Source organism: Rahnella bonaserana (genome assembly GCF_019049675.1).
Taxonomy (GTDB): Bacteria; Pseudomonadota; Gammaproteobacteria; order Enterobacterales; family Enterobacteriaceae; genus Rahnella; species Rahnella bonaserana.
In genome coordinates this window covers 115,985-137,580 of sequence record NZ_JAFMOW010000066.1, presented here as the reverse complement: position 1 = coordinate 137,580, position 21,596 = coordinate 115,985, and the positions used below count along the sequence as shown (strand labels likewise).

The 21,596-nt window shown below is 51.9% G+C and carries 19 protein-coding genes; 6 read left to right on the top strand and 13 right to left on the bottom strand.

What is annotated here, in order from left to right; translation table 11 throughout:
• Positions 1 to 2: 2 nt before the first annotated feature.
• The 10 genes from J1778_RS18165 to J1778_RS18120 form a co-directional block, all read right to left on the bottom strand.
• Positions 3 to 1,403 carry a c-type cytochrome gene (locus J1778_RS18165; RefSeq protein ID WP_217174354.1) on the bottom strand — a complete coding sequence of 467 codons (1,401 nt, stop codon included), beginning with the start codon at positions 1,401 to 1,403 and terminating at the stop codon, positions 3 to 5.
• Between the two features lie 10 nt (positions 1,404 to 1,413).
• Positions 1,414 to 3,015: a GMC family oxidoreductase gene (locus tag J1778_RS18160; RefSeq protein ID WP_217174353.1), complete on the bottom strand. Its 1,602-nt coding sequence runs from the start codon at positions 3,013 to 3,015 to the stop codon at positions 1,414 to 1,416.
• A 26-nt stretch (positions 3,016 to 3,041) separates the two neighbouring features.
• Positions 3,042 to 3,563: a sorbitol dehydrogenase family protein gene (locus J1778_RS18155; protein WP_217174352.1), complete on the bottom strand. Its 522-nt coding sequence runs from the start codon at positions 3,561 to 3,563 to the stop codon at positions 3,042 to 3,044.
• A gap of 410 nt (positions 3,564 to 3,973) precedes the next feature.
• Positions 3,974 to 4,312, bottom strand: coding sequence for a nitrogen regulatory protein P-II (glnB, locus tag J1778_RS18150; RefSeq protein WP_013574351.1), 339 nt, complete (start codon positions 4,310 to 4,312; stop codon positions 3,974 to 3,976).
• 154 nt (positions 4,313 to 4,466) lie between these two features.
• On the bottom strand, positions 4,467 to 5,804 hold the full coding sequence (gene glrR, locus J1778_RS18145) for a two-component system response regulator GlrR (RefSeq protein WP_217174351.1): 1,338 nt from the start codon (positions 5,802 to 5,804) through the stop codon (positions 4,467 to 4,469).
• On the bottom strand, positions 5,801 to 6,577 hold the full coding sequence (gene qseG, locus J1778_RS18140; RefSeq protein ID WP_217174350.1) for a two-component system QseEF-associated lipoprotein QseG: 777 nt from the start codon (positions 6,575 to 6,577) through the stop codon (positions 5,801 to 5,803). The genes glrR and qseG overlap by 4 nt, the downstream gene beginning before the upstream one ends.
• 31 nt (positions 6,578 to 6,608) lie before the next feature.
• Entirely contained in the window at positions 6,609 to 8,045 is a 1,437-nt protein-coding gene (locus tag J1778_RS18135) for a sensor histidine kinase (protein WP_217174349.1), read from the bottom strand.
• A 567-nt stretch (positions 8,046 to 8,612) separates the two neighbouring features.
• Positions 8,613 to 9,590: a sensor domain-containing diguanylate cyclase gene (locus J1778_RS18130; protein ID WP_217174348.1), complete on the bottom strand. Its 978-nt coding sequence runs from the start codon at positions 9,588 to 9,590 to the stop codon at positions 8,613 to 8,615.
• Positions 9,591 to 9,916: 326 nt separating this feature from the next.
• Entirely contained in the window at positions 9,917 to 11,863 is a 1,947-nt protein-coding gene (gene mrdA, locus J1778_RS18125; RefSeq protein WP_217174347.1) for a penicillin-binding protein 2, read from the bottom strand.
• Between the two features lie 219 nt (positions 11,864 to 12,082).
• Positions 12,083 to 12,448 (bottom strand): hypothetical protein, encoded by a 366-nt coding sequence (locus J1778_RS18120; RefSeq protein WP_217148112.1) that lies wholly within the window; start codon positions 12,446 to 12,448, stop codon positions 12,083 to 12,085.
• 281 nt (positions 12,449 to 12,729) lie between these two features.
• Here J1778_RS18120 and J1778_RS18115 point away from each other — a divergent pair, with 281 nt between their 5' ends.
• From J1778_RS18115 to J1778_RS18100, 4 genes are all read left to right on the top strand, one after another.
• Positions 12,730 to 13,506, top strand: coding sequence for an alpha/beta fold hydrolase (locus J1778_RS18115; RefSeq protein ID WP_217174346.1), 777 nt, complete (start codon positions 12,730 to 12,732; stop codon positions 13,504 to 13,506).
• 479 nt (positions 13,507 to 13,985) lie between these two features.
• A complete protein-coding gene (locus J1778_RS18110; protein ID WP_217174345.1) occupies positions 13,986 to 15,236 on the top strand; it encodes an L-lactate MFS transporter in 1,251 nt (416 codons plus the stop codon).
• A gap of 135 nt (positions 15,237 to 15,371) precedes the next feature.
• Positions 15,372 to 15,575: a hypothetical protein gene (locus tag J1778_RS18105; protein WP_217174344.1), complete on the top strand. Its 204-nt coding sequence runs from the start codon at positions 15,372 to 15,374 to the stop codon at positions 15,573 to 15,575.
• 536 nt (positions 15,576 to 16,111) lie between these two features.
• A complete protein-coding gene (locus tag J1778_RS18100; RefSeq protein WP_162940740.1) occupies positions 16,112 to 16,249 on the top strand; it encodes a hypothetical protein in 138 nt (45 codons plus the stop codon).
• Positions 16,250 to 16,980: 731 nt separating this feature from the next.
• Here J1778_RS18100 and cspE read toward each other — a convergent pair.
• Positions 16,981 to 17,193, bottom strand: coding sequence for a transcription antiterminator/RNA stability regulator CspE (cspE, locus tag J1778_RS18095; protein ID WP_056781364.1), 213 nt, complete (start codon positions 17,191 to 17,193; stop codon positions 16,981 to 16,983).
• A 365-nt stretch (positions 17,194 to 17,558) separates the two neighbouring features.
• On the bottom strand, positions 17,559 to 18,620 hold the full coding sequence (locus J1778_RS18090; protein WP_217174570.1) for a DUF1615 domain-containing protein: 1,062 nt from the start codon (positions 18,618 to 18,620) through the stop codon (positions 17,559 to 17,561).
• A 176-nt stretch (positions 18,621 to 18,796) separates the two neighbouring features.
• On the opposite strand from J1778_RS18090, the gene J1778_RS18085 reads away from it, so the two are divergent.
• The gene (locus J1778_RS18085) at positions 18,797 to 19,525 is read left to right on the top strand and encodes a DUF3053 domain-containing protein (protein ID WP_217174343.1); all 729 of its coding nucleotides are present in this window, start codon (positions 18,797 to 18,799) and stop codon (positions 19,523 to 19,525) included.
• 90 nt (positions 19,526 to 19,615) lie between these two features.
• Positions 19,616 to 19,888 carry a hypothetical protein gene (locus J1778_RS18080; protein WP_217174342.1) on the top strand — a complete coding sequence of 91 codons (273 nt, stop codon included), beginning with the start codon at positions 19,616 to 19,618 and terminating at the stop codon, positions 19,886 to 19,888.
• Positions 19,889 to 19,973: 85 nt separating this feature from the next.
• Here J1778_RS18080 and J1778_RS18075 read toward each other — a convergent pair whose 3' ends face one another.
• The gene (locus J1778_RS18075) at positions 19,974 to 21,596 is read right to left on the bottom strand and encodes a sensor domain-containing diguanylate cyclase (protein WP_238484788.1); all 1,623 of its coding nucleotides are present in this window, start codon (positions 21,594 to 21,596) and stop codon (positions 19,974 to 19,976) included.

Sequence of the window (21,596 nt, the reverse complement as noted above, 5' to 3'; positions counted from 1 at the left end):
GATTAATGGCGGCGACGACGCACAAAGTACAGTGCAATCAGCAGAATAACGAGCAGTCCTGCTATCCCCATTCCCCAGTGCGCCAGTTCAAGCAACGGCGAAGGTTTACCGCCAGCACGCAGTTCTTTTACCCGCTGCGGCGTCACTTTTGCCTGATCGTTACCAAACTGCTGCAACAACTGATTACTCAGCGTGGCAACCTGTGTGTCTGACAGTAAATGCTCAAACGCAGGCATCGCCACGTCTTTGCTTTCCTCGCCGCGCTGCACGCCGTGAAGGATCGCCATCACCAGATTGTCGCTGTTCAGATGTCCGAGCGCGGTGTTGTTGATAAGCGACGGTAAGCCGCCGTCCTTGCTGCCACGCCCGTCGGGCTGATGGCAACTGGCGCAATAGCCGTCGTACACCTGCCAGCCGGTCATCTTGTCAGCATTTGCCGGACGCGGAACACCGCGAAGGGTATCGACATAATTCGCCGGTGAACCGAACTGGTCCGCTGCCCTCGCCTGCCCTTCCTGACTGACCGGCGTAGTTTGTTTCAGCCACACGGCAATCGCCTGCAAATCGCTGTCGCTGAGATGGCTGAGGCTGTGATCGATCGCTTCCGCCATCGGCCCTGCTGCCTGTGCTTTGCCCGGCGCATGACCGGTTTTCAGGTAACCGGCGATTTCATCAGTGCTCCAGTTACCTGTTCCGCTGACTGCATCCGACGTAATGTTGGGTGCAAACCAGGTACCCAGACTGCTGCCGCCCAACGCTTTATCGCCCTGCTCGGCCATCAGCGCATTACGCGGCGTATGGCAGGTGCTGCAGTGCGCCAGCGCTTCGCCAAGATACGCGCCACGGTTAACCTGATCGCTTTTCGACGGATCGGCTTTAAACGCACCTTTCTCGAGGAACAGCAAATTCCAGCCCGCCATCGACAAACGCACGTTGAACGGGAACGGCAGCGCGGTTGGCGTTGACGGCGCATCCACCGGGTGCACGCCCTGCATAAAATATGCGTACAGGGCTTTCATATCGTCATCGCTGATTTTGGCATACGACGTGTAAGGCATCGCCGGATACAGATTCGCACCGTCGCCGCGCACGCCATCACGCACCGCGTGTTCAAACTGCTCCAGCGTGTAATTGCCGATGCCATCTTTTTTTGACGGCGTAATGTTGCTCGAGTAAATAGTGCCCAGCGGCGTTGCCAGCCCGAGGCCGCCGGCGAACGGTTTGCCGCCTTCGGTGGAATGGCAGGCCACACAGTCACCGGCTATCGCGACGTATTCGCCTTTCTTGATCAGCGCATCCTGTTCCGGCGAAAGCGCGGCATAAGCCGTGCCTGCCATCAGGCTCAGGCCAAAGGCCAGCAACGCGCCCGTCAGACGTTTTTGAGATAAACGATTCAGAGTCATGTCAGTCAGCCTATAGCGCAGTTTTGGCAAGATGATCAGCGGTACGTAACGCCAGTGCGACGGCGGTCAGCGTGGAGTTGACCGTGGCCGAAGTTGGCATCACGCCGGTACTGGTGATGAACAGATTTTCGTGGTCGTGGGTACGTCCGAACGCATCCACCACAGAATCTTTCGGGTCATGGCCCATGCTCATCGTGCCGGTAATGTGCTGGTTATTGCCGTAAACGCCCGGCTTGCTGAAACGCAAATTGGTGCCGCCCATCAGTCTGGCAATTTCGGTATATTCCTTCACGGCACGCGCCATACCGCGATGGACGTAATCGTCCATGTGATAAATCGCAGCCGGTTTCGGGATACCCAGTTTGTCTTTTTTGTCGCTAAGAATGATGCGGTTATCGTAGTTCGGCAGCTGTTCCATCACGTTTTTCAGGCTGGTCTGGTGCGACGCACGGCGGCGGATTTCATTATCCAGGCTGATGCCGTACACGCCTTCCGCCAGCAAGTCCTGCGTCACTGACTGCACTTGTGAAGAGTTGGCGATATCAATACGGAACGAGGCGTAATCTTTGCGGAAATCGCCGTCGCGCAGGCTGTTGATGGACGCCGGACTCATTGGCCCGCGCCCCGCCCACAGCGGTTCTTCAGTTTCAAACGTCAGCGAGTTACTCGGGTGATCCATCAGGTGACGCCCGACGGTACCGGAGCTGTTTGCCAGTCCGTCCGGGTATTTATCGCTGGCAGAAATCAGCAGCAATTTAGGGCTTTCGATGCCGTTGGCAGCCAGCACGAAGTTTTTCGCTGTGACTTTATGCTCGCCTTTATCGGGATCGTAATAATGCGCGGCAACAATGCGGCCCTTTTCGTCGTGCTCGAGGCGATAAACCACCGCACTGGTAATGAGTTTTGCACCTGCCGCTTCGGCAGCCTGCGCAGCGATGCCGCCGTGATATTGCGCGTCAATCGGGCAGATCGGCATGCAGTTGTTGTTACCACAACAGGCCGGACGCCCGTCATAGTTGCGGCTGTTGCGCGCGGTGGTGTTCACAATCACCTCATAACCGCCCGGTGCCAGACGCTCGCGAAAACGCTGTTGCAGCCAGGATTCGGCGACCGGTTCCATCGGGAACGGCTGGCTGCGCGGCGAACCGTTATTGGGTGCGCCGGACACGCCCATTTTCACTTCGGCTTCGTAATAAAACGGTTCCAGCTCGTCGTACGATAACGGCCAGTCACGCCCCACGCCGTACAGGGTTTTGATCTTCATATCGTTTGGCAGAACACGCCACGCCTGCGCCGCCCAGTGCCAGGTAGTGCCGCCCATAATGCGGATATATTCCGCCGGGAACGGATACGGTCCCTGCTGTTGCAGGTAATCATTATCTTCAGGCTTATACACCGGGTGCGGCGACCAGTCGGAGTAAGGATACGGCGACATAAAGTCTTTTTTGCGCGGCGAATTACGGAAATTTTCGGTCAGCGTACCGCGATCAATCCGCGGGCCGGATTCGAGAATAATAACGGAGATACCCTGTTTTGCCAGACGCTGGGCGACCAGCGAGCCGCAGATCCCTGAGCCGATGACGACGACGTCAGCGGAAAGTTGTTCACTCATTACTTAACCCTTTTTGAACGTTATTTTCAGACAGGCTGTTTTGCCCAGGTACCGTACGCGCCGTAGGCATAGCTCGGCGGATTCAGATGATCGCGAACCGCGACATTCATCAGCGCGTTTTCATACGCCAGACAAACCGCCTGTTTGCCATCGCCGACTACGCCGAGATACCACGCCTGAAGGATGCTGCGCGGCAATTTCGCCAGCGCAGGCTGCTGTGTATCCAGCGCTTTTTGCAGGTCAGCGGCATCAATATGATTCGCCGTGATAAACGCCCGTAAAGCCTGAACCTGTGCAGTGAAATCCGGGTACAGCTGCAACATCGTCTGGTAATAACGTTCAGAAAGGGCCGGATCCAGCTGGTCATGACCGGTCAGATACAGCGAGAGTTGGGTGAAGTCTTGTTTTGCCTGCGACAAGCCCGCAACCGGCGCGGCATAAACCGGGCTGAGCAAAAGCTTGTTCATCAGCGGAACGGAAAGCGCCGCGAGTGCGCCCCCTAAAAATACGCGACGGGAAATGCGTATGGGTTTTTCTGGTTGTGACATTGCAAAGCCTTTTGAATGGGTGTGAAAACCACGATCAACGGAGATCAGTCCACACCAGTTCCGGCAGTCAGATACTTTCACCCTGAATTGTTTTAGTCGGTGATTACAACGTATCTGACAGGTTATTCGAACTGGTATAACAACAAACGTGATTTTACTCTCACTTTTTCAATGAAGTCACAATAAAAACCTCACAAACTTCACATAAAACTAACAAATAGCATTTTTTGTGGTTATTAACGGCGAGGGATTTTTGAAAGCGGATCAGCAGAATTAAGAGGAAAAAAAGCATAAACAAAGAGTTGAGAAGTGAACTGGTTAAAAACTGATTGGTATAACAAGATAAGGGAGGGGAATACAGAGGACAAACCCAGGGCCGGTAACATCGCATTACCCGCCCTGATGAAACATTAAATCGCTTCTTCGTCCTGCTCGCCGGTACGGATACGCACCACGCGGGCCACGTCGAACACGAAGATTTTGCCGTCGCCGATTTTACCGGTCTGGGCGGTGGTCATAATGGTTTCCACGCAAGTGTCCACGATGTCATCCGCCACCACGATTTCGATTTTCACTTTTGGCAGGAAATCGACCATGTATTCTGCACCACGGTACAGTTCTGTGTGACCTTTCTGACGGCCAAAGCCTTTCACTTCAGTCACGGTCATCCCGGTAATCCCAACTTCAGCCAGTGCTTCACGGACATCGTCGAGTTTGAATGGCTTGATAATCGCATCAATCTTTTTCATGGCGGACCCTTATAATCATTCGTTTGCTCTCCGCCTTCCTGAGCGGCAGCATGGTTCACAATCTGGTTTCGGATGCCAGAGGCATGCGAAGGCGCTAAAGGTATCATAGTTCAGCCGCAGGAATGTACCTCCAGCCGCTGAAAGTAAATTCCCGTTACTCTTTAAAATCGGTCGCTTCCAGCTCATGGCGTGAAAGCAACTTGTAAAACTCAGTGCGGTTACGCCCGGCGATACGTGCCGCCTGCGTGACATTGCCTTTGGTCATTTGCAGCAACTTACGCAGATAATTCAGTTCGAACTGATTACGCGCATCGGCAAACGTCGGCAGTGCGGTATTTTCACCTTCCAGCGCTTGCTGAACCAGGGCTTCGCTGATCACCGGTGCAGACGTCAGCGCCACGCATTGCTCGATCACGTTCACTAACTGGCGCACATTGCCCGGCCAGCTGGCGGCCATCAGACGTTTAAGAGCATCGGTTGAAAAGCTGCGAACGAAAGGTTTATGTCGCTGCGCCGCGACGCGCAGCAGATGATTGGCCAGCAACGGAATATCTTCAGCGCGTTCGCTCAGGGTCGGCAGCTTCAGGCCGACTACATTAAGACGATAGAACAGGTCTTCGCGAAACTCGCCCTTCTCCATCGCTTTCGGCAAATCACGGTGTGTCGCAGAAATAATACGCACATCGACATCGATATCCTGATTACTGCCCAGCGGACGCACCTTGCGCTCCTGCAACACGCGCAGCAATTTCACCTGCAATGACAGCGGCATATCGCCGATTTCATCAAGGAATAATGTTCCGCCGGTCGCCGCCTGGAACAACCCTTCGCGGCTGCTTACCGCGCCGGTAAACGCGCCTTTGGCGTGACCAAATAGTTCGGATTCCAGTAACTGTTCCGGCAACGCACCACAGTTAATGGCGATAAAGGCTTTCTTGCCGCGCGGGCTGGCACCATGAATCGCCTGCGCCAGCACTTCTTTACCGGTGCCGCTCTGACCGTTAATCAGCACGCTGACATCAGACTGCGCGACCATATTGGCCTGTTCAAGTAAACGCAGCATGATCGGGCTGCGGGTGACAATTGATTCGCGCCAGCTTTCATCGGCCGACGGGCTGGACTGTGCCAGCGCTTCATCAATGGCTTTATACAGCGCATCGCGATCGACCGGTTTGGTCAGGAATCCAAAGACGCCTTGCTGGGTCGCGGCCACCGCATCGGGTATAGAGCCGTGCGCGGTCAGAATAATCACCGGCATTCCGGGCTGGAATTTCTGGATTTCAGCGAACAGCGCCATGCCATCCATTTCATCCATACGCAAATCGCTCAGCACCAGATCAATACGTTCACGGTGCAGAACGCGCAGGGCTTCCGCCCCGCTTTCGGCGGTAGTGACACGAAAACCTTCGCTGGTCAGACGCATACCCAGTAACTTTAATAAGCTTGGATCGTCATCGACCAGCAATAAACTGGCTGCTTTACGTAACGTCATTTTGCGTTCGAATCCTTAGCCGGTGGCGTGTAAGTCTCAGCCGGTTTTACCAGATTACCGGAGGCCGCTTTAGCAGGCGCAGCTGCATCGTTATCCGGCAAATCGCCCTGGATCTGTTTGCGCGAAGAGAGCTGTCGCTCAATGTCCGTCAGGTTTTCCAGCTTACGGCGGGTATCGGCGAGATTGTTTTCCAGAACCTGCTGCTGCTCAGTCATCGCCTGAAGTTTTTCTTCATTCACTGCCAGCTGGCGGGCATTACGGGCTTTTTCATCACCCAGCACAACCTGTAAGTTCTGACGTTCACGCCATAACTGCACCAGCGGGCGAATTTGTCCCGGCATCTGACCGCGATACGCGCTGACTTTTGCCAGCAACTCACGGCGCTGTTGCTGATCGGGATCCGCACCGGAAAGCAGAATACTTTGTTTAAATACCTGATCCCAGGTGGTCGCCGGCATCTGCTGCGCCTGATAGCGCGCCTGCGCATCGCTCATCCGGTCGGCGCAGTCCATCGCCCGTAACCAGTAAAGGGAGTTAGTGACGGCGTCATTGTCATCGAGTGTCCACAGGGTTTCACAAGGAGCGATACGAAAGTCGATCACTTTGCTGTCAGGGACGACCTGAGCGGACACCTGCTGGAAATAACGGTTGTCGGCAGAATGCGGGACACAGCCCGCCAGCGCCAGTGGCGCGCTGAGTAAAAACGCCCGGCTGCGCAACACGGCGCGTACCAGACGGAGGGTGACAGGGGTGATAAAGGACAATGTGCTCATCAGACGCACCAGCCAGCAAATAGCATCATTATTATTTCTTCTCAGCCGTCAGGGGCAATTCAATACGGAAACAAACGTCCGCATCCTCAACGGCAACCAGTTGCAGCTCTCCATGCATGCGACGAATACAGTCCTGGGCGATACTCAATCCCAGACCGCTGCCTTTCACAGCCCCTTTTCGTTGCTGGCTACCCTGGTAAAAAGGTTCAAATATCATCGCGCGCTCGGCCTGCGGGATCGGGGTTCCGGTGTTTGCCACCTCGATAATAACCCGTCCGTGTAATTCCCGGCTGCGGACCCAAATAGTACCGGATTCAGCCCCGTAGTGCACCGCATTGGAATAGAGATTATCCACCACGCGCCGCAGTAATGTCGGCTCCGCCAGACAGGTCGGCGCATCAATCGTGACCTCACTGCGGATCTTCTTGGCGCGCGCCGGCAAACTGTTCGCCGTGACGACATCATTAACCAGCGATGTCAGGTCAACGGACACACTCAGCGTCGGCGCATCGGCCAGCTTGCGGTTGTAATCGAGCAGTTGTTCGATAAGCGTCTGCAAATGGCGGCTGCTGTTGTTCAGGATAGCCACCACTTCTTTTTGATCTGACGTCAGCGGACCGGCAACTTCATCGGCCAGCAGTTCAGTTCCTTCACGCATGCTGGCGAGCGGGGTTTTGAGTTCGTGGGAAATATGGCGCAGGAATTCGTGACGCTGCGATTCCAGCCACGCCAGACGTTCACTCAGCCAGACGATGCGCTGCACCAGAGAACGGATTTCGCGCGGGCCTTTAAAGCGGGTGACATCCCCCAGACTACGCCCTTCCCCCAGCCGGTTAATCATCCGTTCGACACCTTTTACCGGCCCGATAATCATGCGGGTAAACAGTACCACCAGCGCGCCGCTGAGCAGGAAAAGCACCAGCGCCTGCCAGCCAAAGAACTGACCACGTTCGGCAATCGCGCGCTGCAGCTGCTGGCCACGTGAGAATACGACCTCCCGCGTCGCCTGTACCATTTCGGCATTGGTGCGTGAGAAATTCTCAAGACGCGCAGAAGAGTCTTTATCCGGGGAGTTATTCTGGCAGGTCGGTTGCGTAAGCTGCGTCAGCAAGGTGCGCAACGTCTGGTAGTAATGTAAATCCGGCAGCACTGAAGCATGCGCATCCAGCAGCTGGGAATATTGTTTGTGCTGATTCTGATAAAGCCGTGAAAGCGTCGGATCGTCGAGAACGCAGTACTGGCGGTAGCTGCGCTCCATTTCCAGCGCAATACTGGACATTGATTCGCTGCGGCGGGCGTCACTGAGCGTGGTGCGGTTGATATGCGCCGCCTGACGGCTCAACTGATCGAGACTGTCATACGCCTGGTATGCCAGCACCAGCAACGGCAGCAGCACCAGCAGGAAAGCCATCAGTACCAGCTGACGTAGGGAGCCGGGGAATAAACGTCCTCTTTTCAACGCATTCATCTCATTTATCACAGATAAAGTCATGCTAGCGGACAACGGTTTAAACAGCCAGTGTCAGAGAAGGGGCTAAGGAGTTTTGAGGACAAACCAGGAAATTCAGAAGAGGTTGGTATTGCTGAACATCCTGATGGATGTTCAGCAAACCGGAAGAGGTGGTGCCTCACTCAACGTGTCGTTCGATGCTTGATAACGTGCTTGCGCAACGATTATCGGTCGGGTGAACGATAGGCACCGTTTCTTTGGCGTCATTCGGGCATTATGAGCATATCAACGCTTTCGCGTGAGCCAATCATAATCAGGTGAATGAGCAACTGCGCTAATCTAGCACGTTACGTGCCAATGTTGAATAAAAATTATCATCTCTCTGTATTTAAAAGATATTTATTGATAATTCATTTTCAGGCATCCGGAAAAGCACGGTTAAGCTGATGAATAAACACCCTTTGCGTCGCCAAATAACAACACAATAGAGTAATAAAAAAATATCCTTTAAATATCATTAAATTAAATGTCTCCAAAAAGAGACAACAAGTAAGCACATTGTCGCCATTTTATGACATGGGGCTGTCAGTGACTGATGACAACCTTTTTACTGAGCTGCTTATGGCTGTACATCGCCTGATCAGAGTCTGCCAGTAAGGCCTGTACAGACGGATGTCTGGTGGCATCATATTCAATCTGTCCGACGCTGAATTTTAAGTCATAGCCGCGCTGTTCATGCAGATTCCAGCCAATAACGGCTTCATGCAAACGCTGCATAATTTCAGCAGCTTCCAGATGGCTGGCATTGGTCAGCAACGCCACAAACTCATCACCACCCAGACGACCCACAACGTCTGTTTCACGCAGCAAGCCGCTGAGGATCCCGGCAAAAACGGTCAGGGCCCGATCCCCTTCCGCATGACCAAAGCGATCGTTAATCCCTTTAAAATCATTCAGATCGAAAAAAAGCATGGTCGCTGGTATGCCAAGCTTCTGACAGGCGTTAAGCGCCTGTTGCGCCTGCGCCTCGAAGCCACGCCGGTTAGCGACCAGCGTCAGTTCATCCATTGTCGCCATTTGCAGCGCCCCGATTTCCTGCTCGGCCATTTTGGCTAAGTCTCGCAGAAGCTGACGCTCATCGTCGCCCATATTACGGGGTTTAACATCAATGAGGCATAAGGTCCCCAGAGAACTGCCGTTCGGCACGATCAGCGGACAACCGGCGTAAAAACGAATCCCAGGATCGCCGGTTACCAGCGGATTATCGTAAAAACGCTCATCACTCAGGGTATTGGGCACCAGCATGATGTCATTATCGAGAATGGCATGTGCGCAGAAGGACACATCACGTGAAGTCTCGGTGACAGCAAGCCCCTGACAGGATTTAAACCACTGGCGGTTCACATCCACTAAAGACACCAGTGCAATCGGCACATCAAACAATCGTCTGGCCAGACGCGTCAGGCGGTCGAAGCGTTCTTCGGGTGGCGTATCAAGCAGATTATAGGCGCGCAACGCATGGATACGCTTCGCCTCGTCAGCGGGGATTTCTGGCGTTTTCATTCACAGACCTCATATTTCATGCCCCACCCTTACATCAGGCCATTATAAATCAGCCAAGCGGTGAAACAGATTTCCCGGGTTTAAAGAAACAATAAAGAAAGAGTTAGAGATAATGACTCTTTTATATTCTGGTGAAAAAAAACAATAACAAAAAACCTGTGCAAGATGAAACCTGTCGCAGGAATTGTACGATTTTTACATTAGGAATTTTAGTATCGTAATTAAATCAGCGATAACCGAAAGCCGGAAATACAGTGTCTGCGGCTTTAACAGACCACCTCGCTGGGATAAATCCGTAAAGTCGCAGGTTCCATACTTAAGTCAAATTAATGCTCACTAAAGCCCAGCGAATTAGGTGTCGGAACGGGTTGTTCGCAGTCAGCCGGATTATTCGCTTTGGCCGGATCGCACATGGTCGCCTGCGGTGGCAGGAAAATATGGTCGAGTATGGCGCGCGCGGTCGGTCCGGCCACCACGCCGTCACCGCCGCCATTTTCCATGATCAGCGCCATCACTACCGTCGGATGTTTGTAAGGCGCAAACGCCGTGTAGAAGATGTGGTCACGCAAGCGAACCGGCGTCATTTTAGCGTTATAAACCTGATTCTCACGCAGGCTGAAAACCTGCGATGTACCGGATTTTGCCGCAATCTGATAAGGCGCCGTGTGGAATAATTTATAGCCGGTACCATTCGGGAAATTTGCCATGCCAAACATGCCGTTTTTCACAATTCCCCAGACAGGGGATTTCGGATCCGCTATTTGCTGCGTCGGTGGCATTTTATATGGCGTAATTACTTTGCCGCTTTTCGCTGAATAAAGCAGATGGGGGGTTTCCAGCTTACCATTATTCACCAGCGCACTGAGCGCACGCACCATCTGAATTGGCGTCGCGACCCAATAGCCCTGCCCGATACCGACAGAAACGGTATCCCCCTGGTACCAGCCTTTTTTATGGACTTTCATTTTCCATTCACGGCTTGGCAGCACGCCATTATATTGCTCGTCGAGATCTATCCCGCTCGACTGCCCGTAGCCAAATTTACTCAGCCAGGTATGAATACGATCGATGCCCATTTCATAGGCCACCTGATAGAAGAACGTATCGGCAGACTCCTCAATCGCTTTGGTCACGTTCAGCATACCGTGGCCGGTTTTAAGCCAGTCGCGGTAGTGGCGTTCGGTGCCCGGCAGCGTCCAGGTCGGCGCACCAAAGAAGGTGGTTTGCGGTGTGATCACCCCTTCAAACAACGCCGACGTGGCCATAAAAGGTTTGACCGTAGAGGCCGGTGGATAAAGGCCCTGCGTAACACGGTTAATCAGCGGCAGGTCAGGGTTTTTCAGTAACGCACTGTATTGCTTAGTAGAAATGCCGTTCACAAACGGATTCGGATCATAGCTCGGGCTGGAGACCATGGCTTTAATGCCGCCGTCCCGGGGATCCATCACTACCACCGCCGCACGCTGACCTTTCAGGACTTTCTCGATGTACTGCTGCAACCCCAGATCCAGCGTCAGGTAGATATTTTGTCCGGCCTGCGGCGGAACCTCTTTGAGCAGGCGCACCACGTGGCCGTGGTTATCCACTTCGACTTCCTGATAACCGGTACGGCCATGCAGGATACTTTCATAATACTTTTCAACGCCCTGCTTGCCGATATCGTGGTCAGCGGCGTAATTCTCCGAAATCCCTTCGGCATCAAGACGTTTGGCATCTTTATCGTTAATTTTAGACACGTAGCCGACCACGTGCGCCAGCTCCGCGCCATAAGGATAACGACGCTGCTGATACGTACTGATAGAAACGCCAGGGAAATCAAACTGGTTCACGGAAAAACGCGCGACTTCCACATCGGTCAGCGCCAGCTTCAGCGGTATCTGTGCAAAACGACGGCCGTGGATCATGGCGTCGTGGAAACTGTCCAGATCGTCTTGTGTGAGATCGACAATCGGTTTCAGTGCGTTCAGCGTGGCGTTAAGATCCGGCACTTTGCCCGGGATCACTTCAATCTGATAGAGGGTAATATTTTGCGCCAGCACCACGCCGTTGCGATCCATAATCAGCCCGCGGCTTGGGGCGATCGGCAGCATTTTGATGTCATTCTGATTTGAGCGGGTCTGGTAAAAATCGTGCATACCCACCTGCAGATGGTACAGATTAAACACCAGCGCAGAAGACAGCAGGATCACGACCAAAAATGCAATCACGGCACGACGAACGAAAAGGACGGACTCGGCGGTATGGTCGCGAATTTCGTCGTTAAGTAGGGCCATAAGCGGGCAAATACCTTTTTTGTCTGCTTCTTGAAGCGGGCGAAATGAATAAACGGAGACTGGAAAAGTGCGAAAGGATAGCCCGTCATGCCACGGACGACTATAAGAAGTGTGCTAATGAACTGGCAGGAGTGTTTCTATTTATTGCAGGGCGATATTGCAGGGCGCTGAGACATGGCTCATGCGCCCACAGGGATTATAAATGCGGGCTAACGCTTTTTACTTCGCGGTATTCACTTTGCAATCACCGTAGACATACCCTTCTGTCTGGGTTGCCACCACAAAGCTGTCTTTAACGTGAATATACATCAGGTTATCCTGCGCGCCCGCTTTCATGGGCTGATTATCTTTGCCGATGATATCCGTCAGTTCAGGACTGGTGACCATTTTGCTGCCATCCGGTGAGAAACTGAACGTATTCCCCGCATCATAAACCTGGGCATTTTTGTTCACGACTTCAGAAACATCATTGCCATCATCAGACTGAGTATGATGAGTTAACACGCACTGATACTGCGTGACAGCCGATGCTGAAAACGACGCCAGCGCCAAAATAACCGCCACACAACCGCCTAACCTGACCATCAGATAAATCCATAAAGTGAGCAAGAGGCCCATGCTATCACTTGTCTGGCTGATAGAAAGCGCCTGCCAAATAAATATTCACAGGCCAAATACTTTAAGCCAAATTATTGAGTGAGTAACGTTTAGCTGGTGATTATTTAGACAAAAAAATAAGCTTTCTGCCTGTTTTCATACTCTGTTTGTTTACTTATTTTTTGTGCTGCCGGTAAGGAGGTTTCTGCCTATAATCCGCAGATTGTTCTTAAGCAAAATAGTACGTGGGCCGTCAGCAAAGGATCGAGATGAAATCGTTTAAAGTACCCGGTACGCAAATGCATTTACGCTTCCATGAATTGTCCGGGATGGGGGTTCCGCTGGTCTTTATTCACGGTCTGGGATGTGCGTCTTCCTGCGATTTTCCGCGCGTGGCGACTGATGCGTCATTACGTCCGCGCCGCTCACTGTTGCTCGATTTGGCAGGTTCAGGCTACAGCGATAAGCCCGATGATTTCAGCTACAGCCTGCAGGCACATGTCGATTGCGTGATTGTCTGGCTTGAAAGCCTCGGCGTGCCGCAGGTCAACTTAATCGGTCATAGCATGGGCGGCAGTATCGCCATTATGGTGGCGGCGCAACGTCCTGATCTGATCCAGCGCCTGATAGTCGCGGAACCGAATCTGGATGCCGGTGGCGGCGTGTTCAGCCGCGCTGTTGCCCAGTATTCTGAAGAAGACTATCTGCGCGAAGGCCACGGGCATCTGATTAAGGTGGCGGTTCGCGGAAATGATCACATCTGGGCAGGATGTATGGGCATCGCCTCACCGCTGGCGATCCACCGTCAGGCCGTCGGGCTGGTCAATGGCGAAAAGGTGTCGTGGCGCGAACAGCTTTATCAGCTGAAAATGCCGGCAACGGTATTGTTTGGTGAGTTTTCACTTCCTGAGCCTGATGTCGCCATTCTGCCGCAGCATGGCATTCAGACCGCTGTCGTGCCGCAGGCCGGTCATTCGATGATGTGGGAAAACCCGACGGGTGTGGCGGCGGCAATTAATACCGCGCTGAATGCACAGGCGTTGTAAGTCATAACAAAAAATCAGTGATACCTTCCTGATGCTCAGGCAGGTACGCAAATTAGCTGACGTGTTTGGGCTCAGGAGCAGAACGTAATTGCAGTGCCAGATTGATGTTTTCCGGTATCCCGGCGCTTTCAACCAGCACATGAAAGTAAAAATGAGGAGTGCCGGAAGGGTACGACCAGATTCCGGTGAGCCCTGCGTTATCTGCCCAATGAAATAACGAAACCTTTGTAACCGGGTCTGAAAAAACTAAATGACGGATTAGTGATCCAGATCAACTAAAACCCGCGCCCCGCAAGGGCTGCAGCGGTGTTTTAAGTCCAATTCTGGGGTGTTTTTAGCCCCAAAATGGCGACTCATACCATCATAGATGCATTTCATTCCGCAACTCGTGCATCTCACTCCGCAAATGCGCCGCCCCACATCGCCAGACTTATCATAGCCACAGTTAATTGAATCTACTTCGCCCGGGAGAACCCACTATGAGTGACCAATCTGGCATCCAGAATTACAACCGCACACGCGTGCTGACGTTAATCGGCACTATCCTGACTCAGCTTGCACTGGGTTCTGTTTATACCTGGAGTCTGTTTAACGGTCAGTTGTCTGAGAAGCTGGGTGAACCGGTGAGCCGCGTGGCACTGACCTTTGGGATCCTGAGCCTGTGTCTGGCGCTGGCCTCTTCCGTCGCCGGTAAACTTCAGGAACGTTTTGGCGTGCGCACCGTGACCATTGCCGCAGGTTTGCTGATGGCTGCCGGTTTTGCACTGACGGCACATTCTGACAATGTTCTGATGCTTTACATCAGCGCCGGTGTGCTGGTCGGTCTGGCGGACGGTGCCGGTTACCTGCTGACGCTGACCAACTGCGTGAAATGGTTCCCTGAACGCAAAGGTCTGATCTCCGCCTGTTCAATCGGTGCTTACGGTCTGGGCAGTCTGTTATTCAAATTCGTTTGCGGTCATCTGCTGGCGACTGAAGGTCTGCAAAATACCTTCATGATCTGGGGCGGCATCGCGATGGTGATGGTTATTGCCGGCGCGATGATGATGAAAGATGCGCCGAAACAGGAAACCGCAAACGTCACCCGTGAAGAAAACAGCCTGAATGACAGCACCAACGACACCCGTGATTTCACCCTGGCAGAAGCCATCCGCGCGCCGCAATACTGGATGCTGGCACTGATGTTCCTGACTGCCTGTATGAGCGGTTTGTATGTGATTGGTGTGGCGAAAGATATCGGTCAGAGCCTGGTTAAACTGGATGCGCTGACCGCGGCCAACGCCGTGACCGTGATTGCGATTGCTAACCTGAGTGGTCGTCTGGTGCTGGGTGTGTTGTCAGACAAAATGCAGCGTATTCGCGTTATTTCTATCGCGCAGATTGTGTCACTGGCGGGGATGAGTCTGATGTTATTCACTCAGATGAACGAGATGATGTTCTTCTTCTCCGTCGCCTGTGTTGCCTTCAGCTTCGGCGGTACCATTACCGTTTACCCGTCACTGGTCAGCGACTTCTTTGGCCTGAATAACATGACCAAAAATTACGGTCTGCTGTATCTGGGCTTCGGTATCGGCAGCATCTTTGCTTCCCTGGTTGCTTCCCTGTTCGGTGGCTTCGCGGTGACGTTCAGCATCATCACCGCATTATTGATCGTATCATTGGTTCTTTCTGCCACGATTCGCTTACCGAATAAATCAGAAACAGGTCATAATACGCTCCAGCACGTATAAAGCAGCAGCTGAGCGCATCATAAATGATGAACGGGAGCACAATTTGCTCCCGTTTCTTATGAATAAAGCATATAAAATCGGCCGCTGAATCACGCAACCCTTATGACAAATGTGAACAGACCGGACACCTGCAAAATGAAACGCACCACCCTCGCTCTTTTCAGCCTGATGATCGCAATGACCACGTTTAACAGCGTCGCTGCACTCCACCCTTCCAGCTCGCAGGAAGTGGCTTCTGAACTGAACCGTAAAGCCAGTGAAAGCGGTACCCGCCCTTCCACGACCATTGACGCCAGCGCACATAACAAACTGACCGCCAGCAGCGACTATCTGAAATAAATTTTCCGTGGCTGAGCCCTGCGCTTGCCTTGCGTTTTGCGGACAGATTTCCTCCTGAACCAGAACCGCTCCGCACTTTATGAGATTTTTCAGACTAAGTGATCAAAATTAGAGCAGATATTTATCCCCATAATTTTTATGTTTGATATAATTTCTGCGGTGAATTGATTATCTGAATGATCAAACCAACACAAGGAGTGTGAAATGAAGGCAACTGCATTTTGGTTAATTATGGCCGGAGGCTCTGTCGGGATTGGTTACATGATGGCTTTGATGATGGAGTTTCTCTAATCCTGCAACGTTGTATGTAATGTAAAAATAAGGATATTAAATGAAATTCTACAGCCCTAAACGCATTATCCTCTATACCGCCGCTGCGATTGCGCTACTGATCATCATCGGTCTGGTCACGCATTTCACTGTCAGCCACCTGGCCGCGTAACTTTTTTCTTCCTTTTCCGTTTTGCCACGTGGCGATACAACCGGTATCGCCGCATAATGCTGCCATTGAGCAGTCAAAGCGGAAGGATTGAAACATGACATACAAAGGATTAATGATTGTTGCCGTCGTCATTGTATTGGCAAGCATCGGTTCTGAATCGTTGATTCAGAAAGGAATTGCGCTGGCAGACGCCAAAATCGATCAAGTCATTTCGCATTACGCCGACAAATAAGCCTTACATCTGCTGGACTAACCTTACCGGGTGATGACAAAACCATACACAGGGTTTGATATCTTAAATCCATCAAATGTTGTGTGATGTCCCTGTGTAATACCCCTGTAGAACCCTGTTATTTTGCCCGCCGCGTGCGGGCTTTTTTTTGCCTGTTTTCCGGCAAAAACGCACGTAACCAATTCCCGCAAGCTTTTGCGGTTGGATCAAGGCGGCAACAGAACGAGTCCCCGGGAGCATACATTAGTATGTGACTGGGGTGAGTGATGGCGGCCAACGTAGAGCCAGCCCAAAGGATAAAGGGAATTCCCGCAAGCATTTGCGGTTGGATCAAGGCGGCAACAGAACGAGTCCCCGGGAGCATACATTAGTATGTGACTGGGGTGAGTGATGGCGGCCAACGCAGAGCCAGCCCAAAGGATAAAGGGAATTTGCCGGTGCTTTCCCGGCCGTCATATTATGGTGCAAGCGTCCATCGTACACTCCGACTTTGCACGGCCTGAGCACGGCCTTTTCACAACAGAAAAAACGACTGGAAGGGGAATAATTCAACCGGCTTTTCTGTTGTGGCTCCTGGAAATAAATTCAGAAGCTTTTAAATAATAAACCCCGGCGTTGGCCAGGGCTTATTTTTGTCATTTAGTATGTCGATACTGAAATATTTATTCTGTCTGCTCCGGGTTTAACCCATCTTCGCTATTGCAGAGTATTAACTTCAATATCTGGCGACATTACAGAACGACAACGTTACCGGCTGATGGGCCTTTCTGGCCTTGTTCGATGGTGAACTCAACGTTCTGACCTTCGTCCAGGGTTTTGAAATCATTGCTCTGGATTGCAGAGAAGTGAACGAACACGTCTTTGCTGCCATCTGCAGGGCTGATGAAACCGAAACCTTTACCAGCGTCAAACCATTTTACTAAACCAGTCATTTTATTAGACATAGAAAATACCTTCTTCGTTTTTATTTTATGATGCCATAGGGCAATATAGGTCTGTTTTTATTTGAAATACTTATGGATGCATCAGAGAAGGAAATTCGTCGGAGAAAGGATTTGCTATATCACTTGAACCAGGAACTGCTTTACTAAAATGTCTTACATAAATAGGTCTTAACCACAAACCGTTGACGCTATTTACACACAGCGGGATTTATTAAGCAAGCGTTAATTTCATCGGGGTTATATTCCCCGGTTTTTTATTTTTGTATAAAATAACGCGCAGGCCGCCACTGACGGTGGCTGTAGCCTGAAAAGAAAAATAATTAGCCCGCCAATATCTGGCAGGCTTTAAGAATGTTTACCTTCGATTAGCTGGCGTTGGCGCGTTTTACACAGTCCGCACGTCGCCCGTCCACTCGTTTAGCGAACCAGGCAGTGGTCAGCTTGCGGGTAATTTTCGGACTTTCCAGCGTAATGCCCGGCAACATTTCACGCGGCTGACGTTTACCGGTGGTTTTATCCGCCAGTGCATAAACCTGCTTATAGAGCGTCGTGTCTTCGAACTCCAGCTGCTCGCCCTTCTCCAGCGCTTTGCGGATTGCACCGTGGCTGATATCCAGACGTTTACTCAGCGTGCGTACAGCCAGTTCAGTGCTGCCCGGTTTATCGGTGCCGTAATTTATCAGGTCACCGTCCAGCGCCAGCGGAATGCCTGACACTTTGCTGACCGCGTTCTGGAACGCGGCGTTACGGCTGGCGTACCAGCCGGCATTGAAATCGGCAAAGCGATAAAGTGACTGCGAGTAATGGGTCGGATAGCCCAGCAGATGTTTCACGCCGAACCACACACCACCACGACGGCTGAAGACTTCGTTACGAATTGAGCCGTCAATTTTATACGGATATCCCTTAGCGTTCTGCTCGGCGAAGGCGATGCTGACCTGCATCGGACCGCCGGTATGCACCGGATTCAGGTTGCCAAACAGCTTCTGTCCCATCGGCACCATATCAATGAAATCATCGAAAATAGCGCTCAGTTGCTTCTCTGTTTTTACGTTATCCAGACGCTCACTGTAGGATTTTCCGTTCGGCGATTTTAACAGCAGCGCGGTATGCACCAGGAAATTAGGCACATGAACCGCATCGGCACGACGGTCGATCTCTTTCCACGCTATTTTGCCTAAACCCGGCACGGGCGCATTCGGATTGAAATTGGATTCCTGCTGCGCAACCGCCAGTACCGAACAGATGTTTTCGGTGGTCGCCGGAATATTTTGCGTGGTGAATGCGGCGGTAATATCCGTCGCCCAGCCTTTTTTGTCCGGCGCGCTGGCGGGCATCAGCCGCACAATATCTGCTTTCACATCATGCGGATTTTGCGCCGGCGTCTCACTTTTTTTCGTTGATGTACAACCGGCAAGGATCATCATAGCCAGCAGCGGCGCAAGGTGTTTTATCGAAAATGACTTATGCTTCAAAGTTATACATTCCCTGGATAAATGACTCTGAGAGTGACGTTAGCGAAGATAGCTATGCTGATCTAGCAAAAAATTATCTTTATGCGTTAAGGTTAAAGCTCTGATGATGGAGATAAAGGAACAAGGAAATGATGCATTCTGCGACCCGGACACCCCCCCTTCACCGTGTATTTTTGCTGCCTTTTATGCTGTTGCTGATGATGTTTGCCCTCAGCGGTTGCGGCGATAAAGAGCCTGCACAGCGTAAAGCATTCATCGATTTTCTTCAGACCCGTATTCTGGATAAACCCGTTCTTGCTGTGCCGCAGCTGACCGAGGCGCAGCAGAAAGAGTTTGGCGATTACAGTAAAGATTACGCCATCATTACCGGATTTCATCATCAGATGAACATTGAACTGGATTCCTCACTGGTGCCGGTCTTTGCAGGGATGAATGGCGTGAACAGCGTCAATAACCTGCTTGAACAGCGTGATGATTTAAAGAAAATGGCGGACAGCAGCGAACGCTGGAAAGAAAAAATCATGCTGCTGAAAACGCAGGCCGACACGCAACATGCCGCACTGAAACAGCCTGATGACCTGAAAAAAGTCTATGACCAGGCTTACGATAAAACCATCGTTCAGCCGTCGGCGATCACTGAACAGGTATTCGACCTGCTACCACAGGTGCTGAACCTGATCGTCGAGAAAGCCGATTTCATTAAAAGTCAGGGTAAAAATGTCACTATCACCGGTAACCGCTTGCAATTTGCCAACCAGAAGCAGCTGGACAAATACAATGCTATCCAGCAAAAGCTGGTGCCACTCAATGCACAACTGATGAAGCTGAGCCGCCAGATGCAGCAAATGGTGCGTTAAACCCGCAGCCAGCATACAGACCGCCGGAAGGCGGTTTTTTCATGGCGATGCTTTTGTTATGGTGTGCGGCAATTAAATAAGGAGACACCTATGAATGACGATACCCTGAACAAGCGCGTTGACCAGCTCGAGCGCGTAAACCGTGAACTTCTGGTGCAGATTTCTGCCATGCGCCTGCTGTTTGGCTGCGTCGGCAATGTGCTCAATGCCAGCCAGGAAAACGCGTTTACTGTCGCAGTCAATCAGGCGCTGGAAGCCAACCGCGCTGACGTCGCGAATCAGGCCGATCTTGATGACGCATCACGTAAATTCCGCGAAGATGTCTTTAAGTGCACAGAGTCTCTGTTGCCGGGGTCGCGCTAAAACACAAAAAAGGCCCGGGCAATCTGCCTGAGCCTTTTTATCACTATCCGCCATTCCAGCTATCCGCCATTACAAATAGCCGCCATTACAGATTGATTACCCGGTTACGCCCTTCATTCTTGGCCTGATACAACGCTTTATCCGCGGCTTTCAGTGCACCGTCGATATTGTCCCTGCCGGGATAGAAATGCGTAACCCCAAGCGAAATCGTAACGTTCTCCGCCCCCTCAAAATGATGAGACTCGACCTGACGTCGTAACCGTTCCGCGAGCTGGATAGCCTGCGTGACGGACGCGCCGGGCAGCAGTAACAGGAATTCTTCGCCGCCCATGCGGCACAGCAAATCCCCTTCCCGCGAACTGTCCAGAATCAGGCGTGCAAGCTGCGTGATCACCACGTCACCGACATCGTGACCGTAAGTGTCATTAATCTTTTTGAAGTGATCGATATCCAGCGTAATGACCGCAATCCGTGAAGCCTCTGTCAGCTGTTTATCCACTAATTCATAAAAACCGCGCCGGTTCAGCAGACCTGTCATCGGGTCGGTATGCGCTTCGGTGCTGAGCTTTTCGATGCGCTGATGCAAAAGGCGAATCCCCTGCAACATCACAGTTTTCAGCTTGGAGGATTCATAATACCAGGCGTTGATCTGTTCAATTTCCTGAGAAACGTCCTCGGAATCCATGGTGTCAGCACGGGACGCGAGCTGGCGAAGCGGCATCGAAATATAGCGCGTCAGCAACCAGATACAGATGAACACCAGAATGACAATGGGCAGTGTGTAGAGCAACACCTGCATCATCACGTTGTACAACAGCACCACATCGGCTCTGGCGGGATGCAGCACCAGCACCGTCCAGCCCGCCACTTCCATGGTGGCGAAACCCGCCAGCGACGCCTCACCTTGCAGATTTTCCATCCGCAGATAACCCTGCTCACGATCGCCTAACAGCGCCTTATTCACATGTCCCTGCGGCACGCTTTCGACCCATCCCGATGCGTCGCGATACAACACATCGCCCTCACGGTCTATGACATAGATATAGGCGTCTTTGCGGTAATTGCGGGCATTGATCAGCGTATCGATAATGCTGCTTTTGCTGAGGTCAATTTCTGTCGCCAGGTACCCCAGATAACCGCCACGCGCGTTACGGATGGGCGAGGAAAGCACCATAATGTGACTGTCTTGCGCGGTGCGAAACGGTGAACTGAGCACCGGATTTTGCGTCAAAAGTGCCGCCGTATTGGCATCGGACACGAGTTTTAACCCGACCATTTCCGCCGAATTTCTGGAAGTTGCGCGCACCACACCGGTTTTATCCACCACCAGCACCGAGCTGAAACGCTTGCTCTGTACATGTAAACGGTCGGCTTCTTCGGTGAGGGCATCAATATTATCAAATTCATCGCCCAGTAAATCCGCACTGTAAGCGACCTGTTTTTGTGCCGCATTGAAAAACAGGTCGGCCGTCAGCGACAGTCTGGTCGCATAAGACTGACTCGCCCGTAATGACGATTCGATGAGAAGTTTTTTTTCTACCTGAAAAATTGCCAGATAACTGGTGAGCAAGGTAATAACCGTACTCACCAGCGCCAGAAGCAATATCAGTCTCTTAAGATCAAAAGCAAACCGCCGGTGCTGCCGCATTCTCTGTCCGCTGAGCAAATGACCACGAATATTACAGAGGATAGCAGTATGTTTACTCAT